The sequence below is a fragment of the Chryseoglobus sp. 28M-23 genome (assembly GCF_014789785.1).
GTDB lineage: Bacteria > Actinomycetota > Actinomycetes > Actinomycetales > Microbacteriaceae > Microcella > Microcella indica.
In genome coordinates, this window is sequence record NZ_CP061846.1 from 1,263,816 (window position 1) to 1,284,116 (window position 20,301).

The 20,301-nt window shown below is 70.6% G+C and carries 18 protein-coding genes; all 18 read left to right on the forward strand.

The genetic code is table 11. The features are described from left to right. Window positions 1–5: 5 nt before the first annotated feature. On the forward strand, window positions 6–2,051 hold the full coding sequence (locus IE160_RS06140; protein WP_191151925.1) for a primosomal protein N' family DNA-binding protein: 2,046 nt from the start codon (window positions 6–8) through the stop codon (window positions 2,049–2,051). A 5-nt stretch (window positions 2,052–2,056) separates the two neighbouring features. After that, window positions 2,057–2,974: a methionyl-tRNA formyltransferase gene (gene fmt, locus IE160_RS06145; RefSeq protein WP_179873902.1), complete on the forward strand. Its 918-nt coding sequence runs from the start codon at window positions 2,057–2,059 to the stop codon at window positions 2,972–2,974. Then, the gene (locus IE160_RS06150; RefSeq protein WP_191151926.1) at window positions 2,971–4,341 is read left to right on the forward strand and encodes an RsmB/NOP family class I SAM-dependent RNA methyltransferase; all 1,371 of its coding nucleotides are present in this window, start codon (window positions 2,971–2,973) and stop codon (window positions 4,339–4,341) included. Before fmt ends, IE160_RS06150 begins: the two co-directional genes overlap by 4 nt. A gap of 64 nt (window positions 4,342–4,405) precedes the next feature. Continuing rightward, window positions 4,406–5,074 (forward strand): ribulose-phosphate 3-epimerase, encoded by a 669-nt coding sequence (gene rpe / locus IE160_RS06155; protein ID WP_179873787.1) that lies wholly within the window; start codon window positions 4,406–4,408, stop codon window positions 5,072–5,074. Window positions 5,075–5,115: 41 nt separating this feature from the next. Then, window positions 5,116–5,484, forward strand: a complete 369-nt coding sequence (locus IE160_RS06160) for an FKBP-type peptidyl-prolyl cis-trans isomerase (RefSeq protein ID WP_179873788.1) — start codon at window positions 5,116–5,118, stop codon at window positions 5,482–5,484. Window positions 5,485–5,521: 37 nt separating this feature from the next. Continuing rightward, window positions 5,522–5,785, forward strand: coding sequence for a phosphoribosyl-ATP diphosphatase (locus IE160_RS06165; RefSeq protein ID WP_179873789.1), 264 nt, complete (start codon window positions 5,522–5,524; stop codon window positions 5,783–5,785). Between the two features lie 49 nt (window positions 5,786–5,834). Then, window positions 5,835–6,674, forward strand: a complete 840-nt coding sequence (gene hisG / locus IE160_RS06170; protein ID WP_179873903.1) for an ATP phosphoribosyltransferase — start codon at window positions 5,835–5,837, stop codon at window positions 6,672–6,674. After that, window positions 6,674–7,435, forward strand: a complete 762-nt coding sequence (gene hisF, locus IE160_RS06175; protein WP_179873790.1) for an imidazole glycerol phosphate synthase subunit HisF — start codon at window positions 6,674–6,676, stop codon at window positions 7,433–7,435. The genes hisG and hisF overlap by 1 nt, the downstream gene beginning before the upstream one ends. After that, window positions 7,432–7,815 carry a phosphoribosyl-AMP cyclohydrolase gene (hisI, locus tag IE160_RS06180; RefSeq protein WP_179873791.1) on the forward strand — a complete coding sequence of 128 codons (384 nt, stop codon included), beginning with the start codon at window positions 7,432–7,434 and terminating at the stop codon, window positions 7,813–7,815. Before hisF ends, hisI begins: the two co-directional genes overlap by 4 nt. Further along, complete coding sequence (locus IE160_RS06185) at window positions 7,812–9,353, forward strand: anthranilate synthase component I (RefSeq protein ID WP_191151927.1); 1,542 nt, start codon at window positions 7,812–7,814, stop codon at window positions 9,351–9,353. The genes hisI and IE160_RS06185 overlap by 4 nt, the downstream gene beginning before the upstream one ends. Before the next feature lie 2 nt (window positions 9,354–9,355). Continuing rightward, window positions 9,356–10,024: a Trp biosynthesis-associated membrane protein gene (locus IE160_RS06190; RefSeq protein ID WP_179873793.1), complete on the forward strand. Its 669-nt coding sequence runs from the start codon at window positions 9,356–9,358 to the stop codon at window positions 10,022–10,024. 37 nt (window positions 10,025–10,061) lie between these two features. Continuing rightward, window positions 10,062–10,292, forward strand: a complete 231-nt coding sequence (locus tag IE160_RS06195) for a DUF6704 family protein (RefSeq protein ID WP_152582863.1) — start codon at window positions 10,062–10,064, stop codon at window positions 10,290–10,292. Continuing rightward, window positions 10,293–11,069 carry an indole-3-glycerol phosphate synthase TrpC gene (gene trpC, locus IE160_RS06200; RefSeq protein ID WP_191150558.1) on the forward strand — a complete coding sequence of 259 codons (777 nt, stop codon included), beginning with the start codon at window positions 10,293–10,295 and terminating at the stop codon, window positions 11,067–11,069. Next, window positions 11,066–12,283, forward strand: coding sequence for a tryptophan synthase subunit beta (gene trpB, locus IE160_RS06205; RefSeq protein ID WP_191150559.1), 1,218 nt, complete (start codon window positions 11,066–11,068; stop codon window positions 12,281–12,283). The genes trpC and trpB overlap by 4 nt, the downstream gene beginning before the upstream one ends. Next, window positions 12,280–13,065: a tryptophan synthase subunit alpha gene (gene trpA / locus IE160_RS06210; RefSeq protein ID WP_179871842.1), complete on the forward strand. Its 786-nt coding sequence runs from the start codon at window positions 12,280–12,282 to the stop codon at window positions 13,063–13,065. Before trpB ends, trpA begins: the two co-directional genes overlap by 4 nt. Before the next feature lie 79 nt (window positions 13,066–13,144). Beyond that, the gene (lgt, locus tag IE160_RS06215) at window positions 13,145–14,149 is read left to right on the forward strand and encodes a prolipoprotein diacylglyceryl transferase (RefSeq protein WP_179873904.1); all 1,005 of its coding nucleotides are present in this window, start codon (window positions 13,145–13,147) and stop codon (window positions 14,147–14,149) included. Between the two features lie 121 nt (window positions 14,150–14,270). Then, entirely contained in the window at window positions 14,271–18,848 is a 4,578-nt protein-coding gene (gltB, locus tag IE160_RS06220) for a glutamate synthase large subunit (protein ID WP_179871843.1), read from the forward strand. Beyond that, window positions 18,841–20,298 (forward strand): glutamate synthase subunit beta, encoded by a 1,458-nt coding sequence (locus IE160_RS06225; protein ID WP_191150560.1) that lies wholly within the window; start codon window positions 18,841–18,843, stop codon window positions 20,296–20,298. Before gltB ends, IE160_RS06225 begins: the two co-directional genes overlap by 8 nt. Window positions 20,299–20,301 lie beyond the last annotated feature (3 nt).

Genomic DNA, 20,301 nt, shown 5'->3' on the forward strand with positions numbered 1-20,301 from the left:
CGCTAGTGGAGGGCGCGCCGACCTTCGCCCGTGTCGTGCTCGACTCGCCGCTGCCGCAGCTCGACCGGCTGTTCGACTACCGCATTCCCGAATCCTTGCGCGCGATCGCGCACCCGGGCGCACGCGTCATCGTTCCGCTGCGCACCGCTGGCCGTCGGGCGCGGGGGTACATCGTAGAGCTCGCCGATGCGGTGGATTTCGACGGCCCGGTGCACGATCTCGAGGATGTCGTCTCCGAGGTGCCCGTGCTGGACGCGGCCGTCTGGCGTCTTGTACGGCGGGCCGCTGACCGTGCGGCAGGCACCGCGAGCGACCTCCTGAGACTCGCCGTGCCTGCGCGCATGGTGCGGGTCGAGAAGGCGTGGCTCGCCCGCGAAGGCGCCGCACCGCCTCTGCCGTCCGAGCGAGGGCTGACCGGCTACGACACCGAGCAGAGCCGCGCGCTCCTGGACGGCGCGTCACCCGCGCACAGCCAGCACCGCGTCGCCCTGCGCGCGCGTGCCCACCCCGTCGCCCTCGGCGATGGCACGTGGGTGCCCGCCTTCGCCCAGACCCTGGCTGAACTTGCCGCGATGACGCTGGCCGGGGGACGCAGCGCGATCGTGAGCGTGCCCGACTACCGAGACGTCGCTCACGTCGAGCGGGCGGCCCGCACGCTCCTCGACGAGGGCCTCATCGCACGCGTCGACGCGGGGCAGTCCAATCCCGATCGCTATCGTGGCTTCCTCCGCACCCTCGAGCGTCGACCGGTCCTCGTCCTCGGCACCCGCACGGCCGTCACGGCACCCGCGCACGAGCTCGGGCTCGTCGCCGTCTGGGACGACGGCGACCCGCTGCACGTCGAGCAGCACGCTCCAGGAGTGCACACGCGCGATCTGGCGCTCCTGCGCCAGGAGCATGAGCAGTGCGCGCTCGTCTTCGCCGGCCACGCTCCGAGCGCCGACGTGCAGCGCCTTCTCGAGCTCGGCTGGCTGACCGCGCTCACACCGAACCCCGAGTCACGACGCCGGCTCACGCCGACCGCCCATCAGGTCACCTCCGAGCCCTCGGCGGAGCGCGCACGCATTCCGTCGAGCGCCTGGCAGACTGCGTCCCGGGCTCTCGAGCGCGGCCCCGTGCTGGTGCAGGTGGCGCGTCCCGGCTACGCCCCGCGACTCGCCTGCACCGACTGCGGCGAGACCGCACGATGCGCGCGCTGCCAGGGCCCCCTCGCTCTGCATGCTCACGGCGCCACACCCTCGTGCCGATGGTGCGGTGCCCTCGCGGTCGACTGGCGCTGCGGGACGTGCGACGGCGTGCGCTGGCGCACCGTGGGGCGGGGAACGGCCAGGACTGCCGAGGAGCTGGGCCGAGCGTTCCCCGGTGCGCGCGTGATCGTCGCGGATGCCAGCAACCCCGTGCAGAGCATCCCGCGAGGCCGCACCCTCGTCGTGTCCACCCGCGGGGCCGAGCCGCTCGTCGCCGGAGGGTATGCCGCCGTTCTGCTGCTCGACGGCGAGCAGATGCTCGCGCGGGAGAGCCTGCGCGTGGTCGAGGACTGCGTGCGCTGGTGGCTCAATGCCGCTGCCCTCGCCGCCCCCGACGCCCCCGTCATGCTCGCGGGCGTCGGGGGAGCCGTCGCGACCGCGCTCTCGCTCGGCATGCCCGAGCAGATCGTCGCGGCTGAACTGGCCGACCGCCGTTCTCTGCGGTTCCCGCCCGCGGTGCGCGTCGCGGCGGTCGTGGGCGAACCAGAGGCGGTCTCGCGCGCGGTGGGAGTCGTGGGCGATCTCGCGGGAGTCGACGTGCTCGGCCCGGTCGAGCTCGACGACGACCGGGTGCGCGCGATCGTGCGGTTCGACTACGCGCAGGGCGCGCTCGTCGCCGAACGGCTCAAGGCCGAGCTCATCCGCAGCGCGACGCAGCGGCCCAGGCCGCTCCCGGGGCGTCCACCGCGCCGGCGCGCCCCCCTCCTGCGCGTGCGATTCGACGACGTCGAGCCCTTCGACGATCCGGCGGGGAACCGCGCGCGTGCGGCGGGCGCGAACGCATCGGGGAGAATCGAGGGATGACCGCACTGAGCATCGCCTTCGCGGGCAGCCCCACGGCCGCTGTGCCGACGCTCCGCGCGCTCGCAGCCGGGCCGCATGCTGTCCGTACGGTCATCACGCGCCCCGCCACCCCGCAGGGTCGCAAGCGCGTCCTCACGCCGACTCCCATCGCGGTCGAGGCGCGCCGACTGGACCTGCCGGTGCTCGAGGCCACTCGTCTGCACGATCTCGAGTCCGAGCTGCTGCGTGAGCCCGTCGACCTGGGCGTCATCGTGGCCTACGGGTCGCTCGTGCGTGAGCCCCTTCTGTCGTGGCCTCGGCTGGGGTGGATCAACCTGCACTTCTCCCTCCTCCCGCGGTGGCGCGGCGCGGCGCCCGTGCAGCACTCCCTCATCGCGGGCGACGAGGAGACCGGCGCGACAGTGTTCCAGCTCACCCCCGGACTCGATGACGGCGACTGGTACGGGCAGCTCCGCGAGTCGGTGTCGAGCGGCACGACCGCGGGGGCCCTCCTCGAGCGACTGAGCGAGACGGGGGCGCAGCTCACGACGCAGGTCGTCGACGAGCTCGCGGCTGGCCGCGCCCGCCCTCGCGCGCAGGAGGGTGAGGTGACCTTCGCGCCCAAGCTCACGCGCGACGACGGCCGGCTGGAGTGGCGCGAGGATGCCCGCACCGTTCTCGCACGCTGGAGCGGCGTGACCCCGGAGCCGGGGGCGTGGACGACGGCGGAGGGCGACCACGTCGTGAAGATCCTCGACCTCGCGCCGGTCGATGATGCCCCCCATCTGGAGAGCGGAGCCGTCCTGCGCGATGCCGGTCGCGTCATCGTCGGCACGGCAGACGCCTCGCTCGAACTGCTGAGCGTGCAGCCCGCCGGCAAGCAGGCCATGCCCGCGGCCGACTGGTCCCGGGGCTGGGGTGTGGAGCCGCCCCGCTTCCGATGAGAGCGAGTCCGCGCCGCGTCGCGTTCGACGTGCTCCACGCCGTCTCGGTGGAGGATGCGTACGCGAACCTGCTGCTGCCGACTCGGCTGCGCAGCGCCGCACTCACGGGCGCGGACGCCGGCTTCGCCACCGAGCTCTGCTATGGCACGCTCCGGCGCCGCGGTCTCTACGATGCGGTGCTCGCACGTGCTGCAGGTCGCGCGGTCGACACGATCGATGCGCCCGTCCTCGACGTGCTCCGCCTCGGTGCTCACCAGTTGCTGGGCATGGGCACGCCCCCGCACGCGGCGGTCGACGAGTCCGTGCGACTCGCACTTGCCCTGCGGCTCGGTCGCGCGAAGGGGTTCGTCAACGCCGTGCTGCGGCGCGTGTCGGAGCGTACGGAGCCGCAGTGGGTGGATCAGCTCCTCTCCGGCGTGAACGACCCGTTCGAGAGGCTCGCGATCACGCACGCGCATCCCCGCTGGGTCGTCGCGGCGCTCGCGAGCGCGCTCACGGCCCAGAATCGCGGCGAGGAGCTTGAGGCCCTCCTCGCCGCCGACAACGTCCCTGCCCGCGTATCGCTCGTCGCCCTGCCCGGGCTTGCGGACGCAGCAGTGGGCGCCGTGGATGCCGAGCTCAGCGACTACTCTCCGCTCGGGATGCGGGCGCCGGGCGGAGACCCCGGAGCAGACCCTCTGGTGCGCTCGGGCGTCGTGCGCGTGCAGGACGAGGGCTCGCAGCTCGCCGCGCTCGCGCTCAGCCGCGCTCGGCCGATCGTCCCGGGAGAGCGCTGGCTCGACGTGTGCGCGGGCCCGGGCGGCAAGGCCGCGCTCCTCGGCGCGGAGGCGGCCCGAGCGGGGGCGCACCTGCTCGCCTCGGAGATCTCACCAGCCCGCACCGACCTCGTGCGTCGCGCACTCGCACCGCTCGGCGACGCGGTCTCCGTGCGCACCGCGGACGGGCTGACGCTCGGTGCAGACCCGCTCGAGCGCTACGACCGCATCATGCTCGACGCGCCCTGCACAGGTCTCGGCGCCCTTCGTCGGCGCCCCGAGGCGCGCTGGCGCAAGAGCGAAGACGACGTGGTCGAGCTCGCTGCCCTGCAGGCGAGCCTCCTGACCGCAGCCCTGTCGGTGCTGTCGCCCGGGGGAGTTCTCGCCTACGTCACCTGCTCGCCGCACCCGAGCGAGACGAGCGCGATCGTCGACACGGTGCTCGAGAGTCATCCGGCGATCGAGCGCCTCGACACCGCGGAGGTGCTCGACCGAGTGACCAAGGCGCCCCTTGACGCGCGCGCGGGCCGCGGAGCGGTGCAGCTGTGGCCCCACCGACACGGCACCGACGCGATGTTCATCCAGGTGCTCTCCCGCCCCGGACGCGCCTGAGGCGAGGGCGCGCCGCGTCGGCGCTGGCCGGGTCGCTCGGCGACGCGGTCGCTACCCTGGCACGGTGACCGTACGCATCAATCCGAGCATCCTCTCCGCCGACTTCGTCAACCTCCAGCCGGAGGTCGAGCGTCTCGAGTCCGCCGACCTCGTGCACGTGGACGTCATGGACAACCACTTCGTGCCGAACCTCACCTTCGGCCCGCGCATGGTCGAGCGCCTGCAGGCTGTTTCACCGGTGCCCCTCGATGTTCACCTCATGATCAGCGATGCCGATCGGTGGGCACCGGGCTATGCCGAGCTCGGCGCCTTCTCGGTGACCTTCCATGCTGAGGCCGCAGCCGACGTGCGCGCCACGGCCCGAGCCCTGCGGGAGCGGGGAGCGCGAGCGGGTCTCGCCGTCAAGCCCGGCACCCCGATCGAGCCGTACCTCGAGCTCGTGCCGGAATTCGACCAGTTTCTCGTCATGACGGTCGAGCCGGGCTTCGGCGGTCAGTCCTTCATGCCCGAGACCATGCCCAAGCTGCGAGCGCTGCGCGAGGCCGTGAGGCGACACGGCGGGGATGTCTGGCTGCAGGTGGACGGCGGCATCTCCGTCGACACGATCGGTGTCGCGGCGGAGGCGGGCGCGGATACCTTCGTCGCGGGATCCAGCGTGTTCGGCGCTGACTCGGTGGAACGGGCGATCGAGGAACTCCGCGCCGCGGCGAGCGCGCATCGTCACGACGACTGACGGCGGCGTCGGGCGGCTCTCGACTCTGGTTGGATAGACGCATGACCGACAAGACCAAGCCCGAGATCGACTTCATCGAGGGCCCCGCGCCGCAGGAGCTCGTCATCACCGACCTCGTGGTGGGCGAGGGCGCCGAGGCAGCACCGGGTTCCACGGTCGACGTCCACTACGTGGGCGTCGAGTTCGAGACCGGCGATGAGTTCGACGCGTCCTGGAACCGAGGCTCGTCCATCAACTTCCCTCTCGGCAGCCTCATCGCCGGCTGGCAGCAGGGCATTCCCGGCATGCGCGTCGGCGGTCGTCGACAGCTCGTCTGCCCGCCCCAGCTCGCCTACGGGCCGGCTGGCGGGGGCCATCGACTCTCCGGCAAGACTCTCGTCTTCGTCATCGATCTGCTCGGCGTCTCCTAGCGCACAGCGCTCTCGCACTCCCGGTAGCCTGGAGGGCGTGAAGACTTTCGAGACGCTCTTCGTCGAGCTGAGCGAGAAGGCTGCCGCGCGACCGGCCGGCTCCGGCACCGTGGCGCAGCTCGACGCCGGCATCCACGCGATCGGCAAGAAGATCGTCGAGGAGGCCGCTGAGGTCTGGATGGCCGCCGAGTACGAATCGGACTCCGCCACGGCCGAAGAGGTCTCCCAACTGCTGTACCACCTTCAGGTCCTCATGATCGCCAAGGGGCTCACCCTCGACGACGTGTATCGGCACCTGTGATCCCGCGCCCGTCACTGCGGTGTCGGCGACCATGGAAGTGAACGATCAGATGCTCAAGATCGCCGTGCCCAATAAGGGCTCGCTCGCCGAGACGGCTGGCGAGATGCTGCACGAGGCCGGGTACACCGGTCGGCGCGACCCGCGCGCGCTCACCGTCGCCGATCCCCGCAACGGCGTCGAGTTCTTCTACCTGCGCCCGCGTGACATTGCGACATACGTGGGCTCGGGTGCCCTCGACGTCGGCATCACCGGGCGCGACCTGCTGCTCGACTCGCGGTCGGCAGCGACGGAGATCTCGAGTCTGGACTTCGGTCACTCGACTTTCCGCTTCGCGGCCGAGCCTGGAGTGGTGAGCGAGCTCGCCGACCTGCAGGGACGGCGCATCGCGACGAGCTACCCGGGGCTCGTGGAGGACTTCCTCCAGCGCCAGGGCGTCACGGCGCAGCTCGTGCGCCTCGACGGCGCGGTCGAGTCTGCTGTGCGCCTCGGCGTCGCCGATGCAGTCGCCGATGTCGTCTCGACGGGCTCCACGCTGCGCGCGCAGGGTCTCGAGATCGTCGGCCCGGTCATCCTCGAGTCGACGGCCGTGCTCATCAGCGCCCAGCCGGAACGCCCGGGCATCGCGACGCTGCAACGTCGCCTGCAGGGTGTGCTCGTCGCCCGCCAGTACGTGCTCATGGACTACGACCTGCCGCGCAGCCTCCTCGAGCGGGCTCAGGCGGTCACCCCGGGCCTGGAGTCGCCGACCGTGAGCGCTCTCGCCGACCCCGACTGGGTCGCGGTGCGCGCGATGGTGCCCCGCAACGACACCAATCACGTCATGGACGAGCTCTACGAGCTCGGCGCCCGCGCCATCCTCGTGAGCCCCATCCACGCCGCCCGCATCTGATGAGTCTCGCCGTCCGCGTCATCCCGTGCCTCGACGTCGCCGCGGGGCGCGTCGTCAAGGGCGTGCGCTTTCAGGGCTTGCGCGACGCGGGCGATCCGATCGAGCTCTCGCGCAGATACTTCGAGCAGGGAGCCGACGAGATCACCTTCCTCGACGTGAAGGCGACCGTCGACAACCGCGACACGATGTACGAGGTCGTGCGCGAGACCGCCGAGCAGGTCTTCATCCCCCTCACCGTCGGGGGAGGGGTCAGGACCGTCGACGATGTCGCGCGACTTCTCGCCCACGGCGCCGACAAGATCGGTGTGAACAGCGCGGCGATCGCCCGCCCGCAGCTCATCGACGAGATCGCGCAGCGCTTCGGCGCGCAGGTCTGCGTCGTATCGCTCGATGTGACGCGAGATACCGGGCAGCCGAGCGGCTTCGTCGTCACGACGCACGGCGGGCGGGAGCGTGCGGGCCTGGACGCCCTCGCCTGGGCCCGCGAGGCGATCGAACGCGGGGCAGGGGAGCTCCTCGTCAACTCGATCGACGCGGACGGGACCAAGCAAGGCTTCGACCTCGAGCTCACGAGCGCGATCGCGGCGCTCTCCACGGTGCCCGTCATCGCCTCCGGCGGCGCCGGCGCACTCGAGCATTTCGCGCCGCCGCTGATCGCCGGTGCCGACGCCGTTCTCGCCGCGAGCGTCTTCCACAGCGGAGAGCTCACCGTGGGCGAGGTCAAGGGCGCGCTGCGCGAGGAAGGGATGATGGTGCGATGAGCGAGAGCATGCAGGGCGCTGAGCCCGTACTGGCACGCATCCGCTTCGATGCCGCCGGGCTCATCCCCGCCATCATCCAGGAGGACGACGGCGGAGACGTGCTCATGCTCGGGTGGATGGACGCCGAAGCCGTGCGACGCACCCTCACCGAGGGGCGAGTCACCTTCTGGAGTCGCTCCCGGCAGGAGTACTGGCGCAAAGGCGACACGAGCGGGCACGCCCAGTATGTACGATCGGCCGCCCTCGACTGCGACGGCGACACCCTTCTCGTGCGCGTGCACCAGGTAGGTGCCGCGTGCCACACGGGCGCCCACGCGTGCTTCGACGTCGACCCCCTCCAGCCCGTGGTCCTCGTCCAGAGCCCGGAGGGGTCGTCGTGAGCGCGCCCGGGGACACGACGCGGGAGGCCTTCGCGCGCCAGTGCGCGCAGGCGCGCGTCGTACCGGTCATCCGCACCCTCTTCGCGGACGCCCTCACCCCGGTGGGGCTCTACCGCGCACTCGGCGAGGGACGCTCGGGCAGCTTCCTGCTCGAGTCGGCTGAGCAGGGGGGCATCTGGTCGCGCTACTCGTTCGTCGGAGTCCGGTCCTTCGGGGTGCTCACCGAGCACGACGGCGCGACCGCGTGGCTCGCCGACGGGCTGGAGGAGGAGCGCGCGTTCGGAGGCTCCGCACCGGCGCGCTCTCTCGACGCCCTCGAGGCGCTCTACTCGCGGTGGCGGTCCCCGCACGACCCCGCGCATCCTCCGCTCACGGGAGGGCTCGTCGGCTTCATCGGCTGGGACACCGTGCGGCAGGTGGAGAACCTGCCTGATGCGCCGCCGAGAGACTTCCCGTGCCCCGAGCTCGCCCTCGCCTTCGTCTCCGAGCTGCTCGTGATGGACCACCGTCGCGGCACGGTCTCGCTCATCGTGAGCGCCCTCAACGATGGAGAGGCCACGCAGGATGAGCTGTGGCAGGACGCTCACGTGCGCCTCGATCGTCTCGAGCGCGCGATGACCATGACGGCCTCGCCGGACGTTGCCCGCATCGATCTCGAGGTCGCGCCCGCGCCGCATCACCGATCGACGCCGGCCGAGTTCCTCGCCGCCGTCGACCGCTCGAAGGAGTTCATCCGCGATGGGGATGTGTTCCAGGTCGTCATCGGCCAGCGGTTCGACCACGAGCTCACCGCGAGCGCTCTCGACGTCTACCGCGTGCTGCGTGCCCTCAACCCCTCGCCGTACATGTACACGCTGACCCTCGAGACGGTGGAGGGCAACCCCTACGCGATCGTCGGCTCGTCGCCCGAGGCGCTCGTCAAGGTGACCGGCGAGCGCGTCTACATGCACCCGATCGCCGGGTCACGACCGCGGGGCGACACGCCCGAGCGGGACGGCGAGCTCGCGGACGAGCTGCTCGCCGATCGCAAGGAGCAGGCCGAGCACCTCATGCTCGTCGACCTCGCACGCAACGATCTGTCGAAGGTCTGTCAGGCCGGCACCGTCGAGGTGACCGAATTCATGCAGGTCGAGCGCTTCAGCCACATCATGCACCTCGTCTCGAGCGTCGAGGGCTCCCTACGCAGCGATTCCTCTCCGATCGATGTCTTTCGCGCAACCTTCCCCGCGGGGACTCTGAGCGGCGCCCCGAAGCCCCGGGCCCTCGAGATCATCGACGAGCTGGAGCCGGCGCGGCGCGGTGTGTACGGCGGCGTGGTCGGCTACATCGCCTTCTCGGGCGACACCGATCTGGCGATCGCCATCCGCACGGCCTTCCTGGCCGATGGTGTCGCGCGCGTCCAGGCCGGTGCAGGGCTCGTCGCCGACTCGCAGCCCCACGCGGAGCTGCAGGAGACGGTCGCGAAGGCGGCCGCGCCTCTGCGGGCGGTCGCGATCGCGAACGCGCTGCGTGCTGTCGAGGGCGACGCGAGGGCCTGATCATGACCACGGATGCCCGGCGCGGCTCGCGCCTACGCCTCGTCTCCCTGCTCGCGCCCCCGGTGATCGCGGTGGCACTGTTCATCGTGTGGGCGCAGCCGTGGATCGTGCTCACCCTCGACGACGGCGTGCGCATCGCCGCGGGGGGAGACCGCGCAGCGGCTGTGCTGCCCGCCATCGCAGTCGCATCCCTCGCCCTCACCTCCGCGCTCGCGCTCGCCAGTGCGCGCATCCGCCCCGTCCTGGGCGCGTTGCTCGCGCTCCTGGGTGCTCTCGTCGTCGCCGTGAGCCTCCGTGCCGCCGGTGACCCCGTCGCGGCCGCCGCCTCGAGCGTGACCCAGCTCACGGGTGTGGAGGGGGAGCGATCAGTGCGTGCGCTCGTCGACACCGCGGCGCTGACCGCAGGGCCCGTGAGCGCCATCGTGCTCGGGGCAGTCCTCGGCGTCGCCGGTCTCGCCATCGCGGTCACGTCGCGCCGATGGCCGCGTCGGGTGGAGCGGTTCGACCGGCCCGAGGGTCCGTCTCCCGAGGGTTCAGCCGCCGACGGGACGGCCACCTACAGTGCACCGTCGGCGCCGTCAGACGCCGGCGACGCGAGCGACCGGCAGAGGGATCAGAGCATCGGCGACTGGGACGCGCTGAGCGACGGCCGCGACCCGACGACACGGTAGACTGACGGGGTACCTGCACTCGACGCGATGGAGAGACATGAACGCCCAGTCTGAGCCCGGCCACGGCCACTCGCCCGCCGCCTGGACGGCCGTCACGATCATGCTCGTCGGCTTCACGATCGGCACGATCGCGTTCTTCTTCTCCGTGGCCTGGGTCGTCTGGGCGAGCGCCGGCGTCGTCCTGCTCGGCTGGATCATCGGTGGTGTCATGGCGAAGGCGGGCTACGGGGTGCAGGGTCCGCGCTACATGCCGAAGGCGCACTCCTAAGTGCTCGATGGTCTTGTCGCCGGTGCGCGTGACGACGCGGCTCGGCGGAGACAGTCGCGTTCGCTGAGTGACGTGGAGGCGGCGGCGGTCGCCGCGCCTCCCGCCCTCGATGCGCGCGCGGCGCTGCAGCGCGGTGCGAACATCAAGGTCATCGCCGAGGTCAAGCGCGCGAGCCCCTCGCGCGGCGCGCTCGCGGAGATCCCCGACCCCGCCGACCTCGCGCGCTCCTACGCAGCGGGCGGTGCCGCCGCGGTGAGCGTGCTCACGGAGGAGCGCCGCTTCGGCGGCAGCCTCGACGATCTCTCTGCGGTGCGAGCGGCGGTCGACATCCCGGTGCTGCGCAAGGACTTCATCGCCGAGCCGTATCAAGTGCTCGAGGCCCGCGCCGCCGGGGCCGATCTCGTGCTGCTCATCGTCGCCGCGCTCGACGACGCGACGCTCGCTCAGCTGCACGCTCTCGTGCTCGAGCTCGGGATGACGCCGCTCGTGGAGACGCACGACGAGGAGGAGGTGCGGCGTGCGGTCGCGCTCGGAGCCTCCATCATCGGCGTCAACGCGCGCGACCTCAGCACCTTCGAGCTCGATCGCGATCTGTTCGGGCGGCTGGCGCCGAGCATCCCCGACGGAACGGTGCGCATCGCGGAGTCGGCCGTCAGCGGTGTCGCAGAAGTCGAGCACTACCGTCGTGCGGGGGCCGATGTGGTCCTCGTGGGCGAAGCCCTGGTCACCGGTGGCGATCCCGTCGCCACACTCCACGAATTCTTGGCGGTCAGATGAGTCTGCGCGAACAGGTCGGCCCGTACTTCGGCTCGTTCGGAGGGCGCTTCGTACCCGAATCCCTCATCGCTGCGCTCGACGAGCTCGATGAGGCCTACCAGGCCGCTCGCATTGATCCCGCGTTCGCCGCCGAGCTCGCCGAGCTGCACCGCAGCTACACGGGCCGCCCCTCGATCATCACCGAGGCACGACGGTTCGCAGAGCACGCCGGCGGAGCGCGCATCCTGCTCAAGCGCGAAGACCTCAACCACACGGGCAGCCACAAGATCAACAATGTGCTCGGCCAGGCGCTCCTCGCGAAGCGGCTCGGCAAGTCGCGCATCATCGCCGAGACGGGCGCGGGCCAGCACGGTGTGGCGAGCGCGACCGCTGCCGCACTGTTCGGTCTCGAATGCGTCGTCTACATGGGTGAGGTCGACACGGAGCGCCAAGCGCTCAATGTCGCGCGCATGAACCTGCTCGGGGCCACCGTCGTCCCGGTCACGGTGGGCTCCCGCACACTCAAGGACGCCATCAACGAGGCCCTGCGCGACTGGGTCGCGAACGTCGAGACGACGCACTACCTGCTCGGGACGGTCGCGGGGCCCCACCCGTTCCCGACCATGGTGCGCGACTTCCACGCCGTGATCGGCACGGAGGCGCGCGAGCAGGTGCTCGAGCTCACCGGACGCCTGCCCGACGCCGTCGTGGCCTGCGTGGGCGGCGGCAGCAACGCGATGGGCATCTTCCACGCCTTCCTCGACGACGCGGAGGTCCGGCTCGTCGGCAGCGAGGCCGCCGGTGACGGCGTCGACACGCTGCGCCACGCCGCGACGATCACCCGCGGCCGCCCGGGCGTCCTGCACGGCGCGCGCAGCCTCATGCTGCAGGACGAGGACGGCCAGACCATGGAATCGCACTCGATCTCGGCGGGTCTCGACTATCCCGGCGTCGGCCCCGAGCACGCCTGGCTCGCCGAGATCGGGCGAGCCGAGTACCACGGTGTCACCGACGCCGAAGCCATGGATGCTCTGCGCCTGCTCAGCCGCACGGAGGGCATCATCCCCGCCATCGAGACGGCCCACGCCCTGCACGGCGCCCTCCTGCTGGGCCGCGAGCTCGGGCCAGACGGTACTGTGCTCGTCTCCCTCAGCGGCCGCGGCGACAAGGACATGGAGACCGCTGCGCGCTACTTCGGGCTTCTCGACGCGGCCGAGGCGGGGGAGGACTCGTGACCACGAGCAGCGTCGAGACCACGATCGCCACTCGGGTCGACGCCGGTTCGGGGGCTCTCATCGGCTACCTGCCGGTCGGGTTCCCCGATCTCGACACGAGCGTCGAGGCAGCCGTGGCTCTCGTCGAGAACGGCGTCGACATCATCGAGCTCGGTCTCCCGTACAGCGACCCCGTCATGGACGGCCTGGCCATCCAGGCGGCGACGCAGGCCGCGCTCGAGCGCGGCTTCCGGCTGCGGGACGGCTTCACGGCGCTCGAGCGCATCCGCTCCCGGGTGGACGCTCCCGTCCTCGTGATGACCTACTGGAACCCGGTCGTGCAGTACGGCGTCGAGCGCTTCGCGAGTGCCTTGCGCGACGCGGGCGGTGCGGGGCTCATCACCCCCGACCTCATCCCCGATGAGGCCGCCGAGTGGCTCTCGGTCTCCGACGGGCTCGGTCTGGACCGGGTGTTCCTCGCCGCGCCCTCGTCGAGCACGGCCAGGCTGCAGAGGGCAGTGGAGGTGAGCCGCGGCTTCGTCTACGCAGTCTCCACGATGGGCATCACGGGAGCGCGCGCCGACGTCGACGCTGCGGCACGCGGCGTCGTGACCCGCCTGCGCGACGCGGGCTCGACCTCCGCGTGCGTCGGGCTCGGCATCTCCACGGCCGATCAGGTACGCGATGTCCTCGAGTACGCGGATGGAGCGATCGTGGGCTCCCGACTCGTCACCGCGCTCGCGGAGGGCGGCGTGAGCGCCGTCGCGAGCGCGGCAGCCGAACTCGCCGCGGGCACCGACTGACCCCCAGAGCCGCACCCGACGCCGCTAGGCTGATCGAGCCCTCCGGCCAGAAAGGTACCTCGTCACCGTGACCCACCCCATGAGCATCCCGAGCCCCGATCCCGAGTGGCAGGTCTTCAACCTCGGGCAATGGCTGCGCGACCTGGGTCTGAGCTGGTTCAGCTTCGACCTGAACATCTACGCATACGCGCTGTGCATCCTCGCAGGCATCATCGCAGCCGTGCTGCTCACGCACTACCGCCTCACGCGCCGTGGTGCTGAGCCCTGGATCGTGCTCGATATCGCGCTCTTCGCCGTTCCCTTCGGCATCATCGGCGGTCGTGTGTACCACGTGCTGACGCATCCGAACGACTACTTCTTCGAGGGAGCAGACCTCTTCGCCACGCTGCGCATCTGGGAGGGCGGCATGGCGATCTTCGGCGCGCTTCTCGGCGGCGCGATCGGCGCATGGATCGGCTGCCGCGTGACGGGTGTGCGGTTCACGGCCTTCGCCGACGCCCTCGCACCGGGCCTCCTTCTCGCGCAGGCCTTCGGACGACTGGGCAACTGGTTCAACCAGGAGCTCTTCGGTCTGCCGACCAACGCGCCCTGGGGTCTCGAGATCGACCGACCGAATGCGGCGATCCCCGTCGGCCTCCCCGACGACACCCTCTTCCACCCCACGTTCCTCTACGAGATCATCTGGAATCTCGCCGGCGTGGCCGTGCTCCTCCTGCTCGATGCTCGCCTGCGCGTCCAGTGGGGCAAGCTGCTCGGCGCCTACCTCATCTGGTACGGGGTCGGCCGCAGCGTCTTCGAGACGATCCGCCTCGACCCCAGCGAGCTCTTCCTGGGCGTGCGCGTCAACGTGTGGGCGGCCTGGGGCGCGGTACTTCTGGGTCTCATCATCGTGCTCGTGCAGAGGCGTCGTCACACGGGCGACGAGCCCTCGGTCTACCAGCCCGGCCGGGAGTGGGATCCGACCGCTGGGGTAGACTCTGACGACGTGTACTCCGACTCGGACGACGACGGCAACGACGCTGCGGAGTCCGGCGCACGCGCTGGGTCTTCCTCCGCCACAAGCGGGGCCGGCGCCACACCATAGCGCCGCGGTCGCCACCCTCGACCACTCGACGGGGTCGACGAATCCCTGCCGCGCGACCAGTTCATCATCGGGCCAGCGACGTCCCGTACGCCTCCAGTCTCACCGTGAGGACGGTTCTTCCATGGCTTCAGCCTCTCCCTACGAGCGGTTCTCCTCCGTGCCTGCCGCGCAGGGCCTGTACGACCCTGCGCGCGAGCACGATGCGTGCGGCCTCGCGATGGTCGCTACTCTGCGGGGCACGGCAGGTCATGACATCATCCAGGCGGCGCTCGACGCGCTGCGCAACCTCGAGCACCGCGGCGCGATCGGGTCCGATGCCGGCACGGGCGACGGTGCGGGCATCCTCACGCAGATTCCCGATGAGTTCCTGCGTGCGGTGACGGCCTTCGACCTACCGCCCGTGGGGGCGTACGCCGTCGGCATGGCTTTCCTGCCCACCGACGACGACGAGCGGGCGACCGAGAGGAGCGAGATCGAGCGCATCGCCGGCGAGGAGGACCTCGAGGTCCTCGGCTGGCGCGAGGTGCCCATCGACCCCGACAACATCGGCAACCTGGCGCGCGCGGCGATGCCGACCTTTGAGCAGCTCTTCGTGCGGTCCCGCCGTCACGACGCCGACGGCGAGGCGCTGGTCGGCATCGCTCTCGACCGCCAGACCTTCCGTCTGCGCAAGCGCGCCGAGCGCGAGCTCGGGTCGTACTTCCCCTCGCTCTCGAGCCGCACACTTGTCTACAAGGGCATGGTCACGACGCTCCAGCTCGAGCCGTTCTACCCCGACCTGAGCGACGAGCGTTTCGCGTCGAAGCTCGCTCTCGTGCACTCGCGCTACTCGACGAACACCTTCCCGTCGTGGCCGCTCGCGCAGCCGTTCCGCATGATGGCGCACAACGGTGAGATCAACACCGTGCAGGGCAACCGCAACTGGATGCGCGCCCGACAGTCTCAGCTCGAGAACGAGGTCTTCGGCGATCTGAGCGACGTGTTCCCGATCGTCACGCCCGGCGCGAGCGACTCGGCCTCGTTCGACGAGGTCGTCGAGCTTCTCGAGCTCGGGGGCCGACCACTGCCTCACGCGATCATGATGATGGTGCCCGAGGCGTGGGAGAACCAGGTCGATATCGACCCCGACATCCGAAGCTTCTACGAGTACCACGGCATGCTCATGGAGCCGTGGGACGGCCCTGCGGCGCTGACCTTCACCGACGGCGACCTCGTCGGCGCGACCCTCGACCGCAACGGGCTGCGTCCCGGCCGGTTCCTCGTCACCGACGACGGCCTCGTCGTGCTCGCGAGCGAGATCGGCGTGCTCGACATCGATCCGGCCCGCGTCGTGCGCAAGGGCCGGCTGCGCCCTGGCCGGATGTTCCTCGTCGACACCGCCGAGGGCCGCATCATCGAGGACGACGAGATCAAGAGCGAGATCGCCGGATCCGGCCCGTGGGGCGAGTGGCTGGAGACCCAGCGCATCAACCTCAAGGATCTCCCGGAGCGGGAGCACATCGTGCACACCCCCGCCTCGATCGTGCGCCGCCAGCGCACCTTCGGCTACACGGAGGAGGAGGTGCGCATTCTCCTCACCCCCATGGCGAGGACGGGTGCCGAGCCCCTCGGCGCCATGGGGTCCGACACTCCCATCGCCGTGCTCTCCGATCGTCCGCGGCTCATCTTCGACTACTTCACCCAGCAGTTCGCGCAGGTCACGAACCCGCCCCTCGACTCGATCCGAGAAGAGGTCGTGACCTCGATGCGGCTCGGCCTCGGGCCGGAGCGCAACCTGCTCGCGGCCACTCCCCGGCACGCGCGCCAGGTCGTCCTCGACTTCCCCGTGATCGACAACGACGAGCTCGCAAAGATCCAGCACATCGATCCGCGTCCGGGCAGCTCGCTCACCAAGACGATCCGCGGGCTCTACCGTGTGGATCGCGGCCCCAAGGCGCTCGAGAAGCGACTGGCGGCGGTGTGCGCCGAGGTCGACGAAGCGATCGACGACGGCGCGGAGTTCGTCGTGCTGAGCGATCGCGACTCGAACGCCGATCTCGCGCCGATCCCCTCCCTGCTGCTGCTCTCCGCGGTGCACCACCATCTCATCCGCTCCGAGAAGCGCATGCGCGTCGGGATCATCGTCGAGGCTGGCGACGTGCGCGAGGTGCACCACATCGCGCTCCTCATCGGCTTCGGCGCCTCCGCCGTCAACCCCTACCTCGCGATGGAGACCGTCGAGAACCTCGTGCGCTCCGGCATGATCACGGGCCTCACGCCCGAGGCGGCGGTGCGCAACGTCATCAAGGGCCTCGGCAAGGGCGTGCTCAAGATCATGTCCAAGATGGGCATCTCGACCGTGAGCTCCTACGCAGGCGCTCAGGCCTTCGAGGCGGTCGGTCTTGACCAGGACTTCGTCGACGAGTACTTCACGGGTACGACGAGCATCCTCGGCGGTGTCGGCATCGAGACGATCGCGCGCGAGAACGCCGCGCGCCACGCGCTCGCCTACCCGCCGAGCGTGCCGGTCAACCCGCACGAGCGGCTGCAGACCGGTGGCGAGTACCAGTGGCGCCGCGAGGGCCCGCCGCATCTGTTCGATCCGCAGACGGTCTTCCGCCTGCAGCATGCAACGCGCTCGAAGCGCTACGACATCTTCCGTGAGTACACCCGGTCTGTCGACGAGCAGGCAGAGCGGCTCATGACGCTGCGCGGGATGTTCCGCCTGAAGACCGGCGAGCGTCCTCCCGTTCCACTGGACGAGGTCGAGTCGGTCGCCTCCATCGTGACCCGGTTCACGACGGGGGCGATGAGCCTCGGTGCGATCAGCCCGGAAATGCACGAGACGCTCGCCATCGCCATGAACCGGCTCGGGGGCCGATCGAACACGGGCGAGGGCGGGGAGTCGACGGAGCGCCTGCTCGATCCCGAGCGGCGCAGCGCGATCAAGCAGGTCGCCTCGGGCCGATTCGGCGTCACGAGCATGTACCTGACGCACGCCGACGACATCCAGATCAAGATGGCCCAGGGTGCGAAGCCGGGGGAGGGCGGTCAGTTGCCCTCCAACAAGGTCTATCCGCTCATCGCGCGGCTGCGGCACGGAACTCCCGGTGTCGGGCTCATCTCGCCTCCGCCGCACCACGACATCTACTCCATCGAAGACCTCAAGCAGCTCATCTTCGACCTCAAGCGCTCCAACCCGTCCGCGCGCATCCACGTCAAGCTCGTGAGCCAGTCGGGCATCGGCGCGGTGGCGGCGGGAGTGGCGAAGGCCAAGGCCGATGTCATTCTGGTATCCGGTCACGACGGCGGCACGGGGGCGAGCCCGCTCAACTCGCTCAAGCACGCGGGAACCCCGTGGGAGCTCGGTCTCGCCGAGGCGCAGCAGACGCTCATGCTCAACAACATGCGGGATCGCGTGACCGTGCAGGTCGACGGCCAGATGAAGACAGGCCGCGATGTCGTGATCGCTGCGCTCCTCGGCGCCGAGGAGTTCGGCTTCGCCACGGCACCCATGGTGGTCTCGGGCTGCATCCTCATGCGCGTGTGCCACCTCGACACGTGCCCGGTCGGCGTCGCGACGCAGAATCCTGTCCTGCGCGAGCGTTTCACCGGCACGCCCGAGTTCGTCGTGAACTTCTTCGAGTTCCTCGCCGAGGAGGTGCGCGAGTACCTCGCCGAGCTCGGCTTCCGCTCGCTCGACGAGGCGATCGGGCGCACCGAGCTGCTCGACATCGATCGTGCCGTGCGCCACTGGAAGGCTGATGGCCTCGATCTGCGCCCGATCCTCGAAGGGCCCGTGTTCGCCGACGACGTGCCGCGCATCAAGACGGTCGAGCAGGATCACGAGATCGACGAGCACTTCGACAACGAGCTCATCCGCCTGAGCGGTGACGCCCTCGAGAACGGTGGTCCCGTGCGCATCGACCTGCCCGTGCGCAACACGGCGCGCGCGGTCGGAACAATGCTCGGTCACCAGGTCACGCTGCGGCACGGAGAAGAGGGCCTCGCGACCGACACGATCGACGTGACGCTCACGGGCTCCGCTGGTCAGAGCCTGGGTGCCTTCCTCCCGAACGGCATCACCCTGCGACTCTTCGGCGACAGCAACGACTACGTCGGCAAGGGGCTCTCGGGCGGGCGCGTCATCGTGCGCCCGCACCGCGAGAGCGTCTTCCATGCCGAGCGCAACGTCATCGCCGGCAACGTCATCGGCTACGGCGCGACGAGCGGTGAGATGTTCATCCGCGGCATCGTGGGCGAGCGGTTCCTCGTGCGCAATTCGGGGGCAACCGCCGTCGTGGAGGGCGTGGGCGACCATGCTCTCGAGTACATGACCGGCGGCACGGCGCTCATCCTGGGGGCCACCGGCCGCAATCTGGGCGCCGGCATGTCTGGCGGGACGGCGTACGTGCTCGACCTGGTTCCCGAACGCGTCAATCGCGATGCGATCGACTCGGGCGAGCTCACTCTGCGCCCGCTCACCGACATCGAGCGCGACGAGGTCACGGAGCTTCTCCGCCGGCACCGCGACGAGACCGAGTCGGCTCTCGCCGACCGCCTGCTCGACGACCTCGACACGACCCTCGGTCGCATGACGACCGTCATGCCGCGCGACTTCGCCGCGGTGATCGAAACGCGCCGCACGGCGGCGGACGAAGGACTGGATCCGGACGGCGACGTCGTCTGGGAGAGGATTCTGGAGGTGACCGGTGGCTGACCCCCGCGGCTTTCTGAAGACGACCGAGCGCGAGCTGCCGCCGCGCCGGCCCGTGCCGATTCGACTCATGGACTGGAAAGAGGTCTACGAGCAGGGCGACCCGGCGCAATTGCGCCGCCAGGCCGGGCGGTGCATGGACTGCGGAGTGCCCTTCTGCCACCAGGGATGCCCCCTCGCGAACCTCATCCCGGAGTGGAACGACCTGACCTGGCGCGGTGAGGGTCGCCAGGCGATCGAGCGACTGCACGCGACCAACAACTTCCCGGAGTTCACCGGCAAGCTGTGCCCCGCTCCGTGCGAGGCCTCGTGCGTGCTCGCGATCAACCAGCCTGCCGTGACGATCAAGCAGGTCGAGGCGTCGATCATCGAGAACGCGTGGAACAACGGCTGGGTGCAGCCGATCCCGCCCGAGCGGCTCACCGGCAAGACCGTCGCTGTCGTCGGAAGCGGCCCCGCAGGCCTCGCTGCCGCCCAGCAGCTCACGCGCGTCGGCCACACCGTCGCCGTCTTCGAGCGGGATGACCGCATCGGCGGCCTGCTGCGGTACGGCATCCCCGATTTCAAGATGGAGAAGCGCCATCTGGATGCCCGGCTCACGCAGATGCAGGCTGAGGGCACCCGGTTCCGCGCCGGGGTGACGATCGGCCGCGACATCACCTGGAGCGACCTGCGCGACCGCTACGACGCCGTCATCGTCGCCACGGGCGCCCCGCAGCCGCGCGACCTGCCCATCCCGGGGCGCGATGCACTCGGCGTGCACTTCGCGATGGAGTACCTCACGCAGTCCAATCGCGTGCAGGCGGGCGACACCGTCGACGACCAGATCACGGCCGAGGGCAAGCACGTCGTCGTCCTCGGCGGCGGCGACACCGGTGCCGACTGCATCGGCACCGCGCATCGCCAGGGCGCCCTGAGCGTCACCAACCTCGCGATCGGCGTGCAGCCGCCCGCGGAGCGCCCCGAGCACCAGCCGTGGCCCGTGCAGCCGACGCTCTTCGAGATGCAGAGCGCCCACGAGGAGGGCGGCGAGCGGCGCTACCTCGCCTCGACGGTCGAATTCCTGCGCAACGACGCTGGTGAAGTGCGCGCCCTGCGCGTCGCCGAGACCGAGTTCGTCGAGGGGCTCCGCGTGCCGAAGGCCGGCACCGAGCACGAGATCCCCGCAGACCTCGTGCTGCTCGCCCTCGGCTTCACGGGGGCCGAGCGCGACACGCTCGAGCCCCAGCTGTCCATCCCGTTCGAGGACCACGGCACGGTGTCGCGCGCTGCCGACTACACGACCTCCGAGCCCGGCGTCTTCGTCGCGGGCGATGCGGGCCGCGGAGCCTCGCTCATCGTCTGGGCGATCGCCGAGGGCCGCGCAGCGGCTGCCGAGGCGGACCGCTACCTGCAGGGCAGCAGCGAGCTGCCTGCGCCCGTGCGCGCCACCGACCAACCGCTGCGCGTCTAGCGG

What these genes read in the sequence shown, in the direction of transcription:
- IE160_RS06150 (WP_191151926.1), top strand. Translation starts at nt 2,971, where the DNA reads ATGAGAGCGAGTCCGCGCCGCGTCGCGTTCGACGTGCTCCACGCCGTC.
- IE160_RS06160 (WP_179873788.1), top strand. Translation starts at nt 5,116, where the DNA reads ATGACCGACAAGACCAAGCCCGAGATCGACTTCATCGAGGGCCCCGCG.
- hisG (WP_179873903.1), top strand. Translation starts at nt 5,835, where the DNA reads ATGCTCAAGATCGCCGTGCCCAATAAGGGCTCGCTCGCCGAGACGGCT.
- hisF (WP_179873790.1), top strand. Translation starts at nt 6,674, where the DNA reads ATGAGTCTCGCCGTCCGCGTCATCCCGTGCCTCGACGTCGCCGCGGGG.
- hisI (WP_179873791.1), top strand. Translation starts at nt 7,432, where the DNA reads ATGAGCGAGAGCATGCAGGGCGCTGAGCCCGTACTGGCACGCATCCGC.
- IE160_RS06190 (WP_179873793.1), top strand. Translation starts at nt 9,356, where the DNA reads ATGACCACGGATGCCCGGCGCGGCTCGCGCCTACGCCTCGTCTCCCTG.
- IE160_RS06195 (WP_152582863.1), top strand. Translation starts at nt 10,062, where the DNA reads ATGAACGCCCAGTCTGAGCCCGGCCACGGCCACTCGCCCGCCGCCTGG.
- trpB (WP_191150559.1), top strand. Translation starts at nt 11,066, where the DNA reads ATGAGTCTGCGCGAACAGGTCGGCCCGTACTTCGGCTCGTTCGGAGGG.
- lgt (WP_179873904.1), top strand. Translation starts at nt 13,145, where the DNA reads ATGAGCATCCCGAGCCCCGATCCCGAGTGGCAGGTCTTCAACCTCGGG.
- gltB (WP_179871843.1), top strand. Translation starts at nt 14,271, where the DNA reads ATGGCTTCAGCCTCTCCCTACGAGCGGTTCTCCTCCGTGCCTGCCGCG.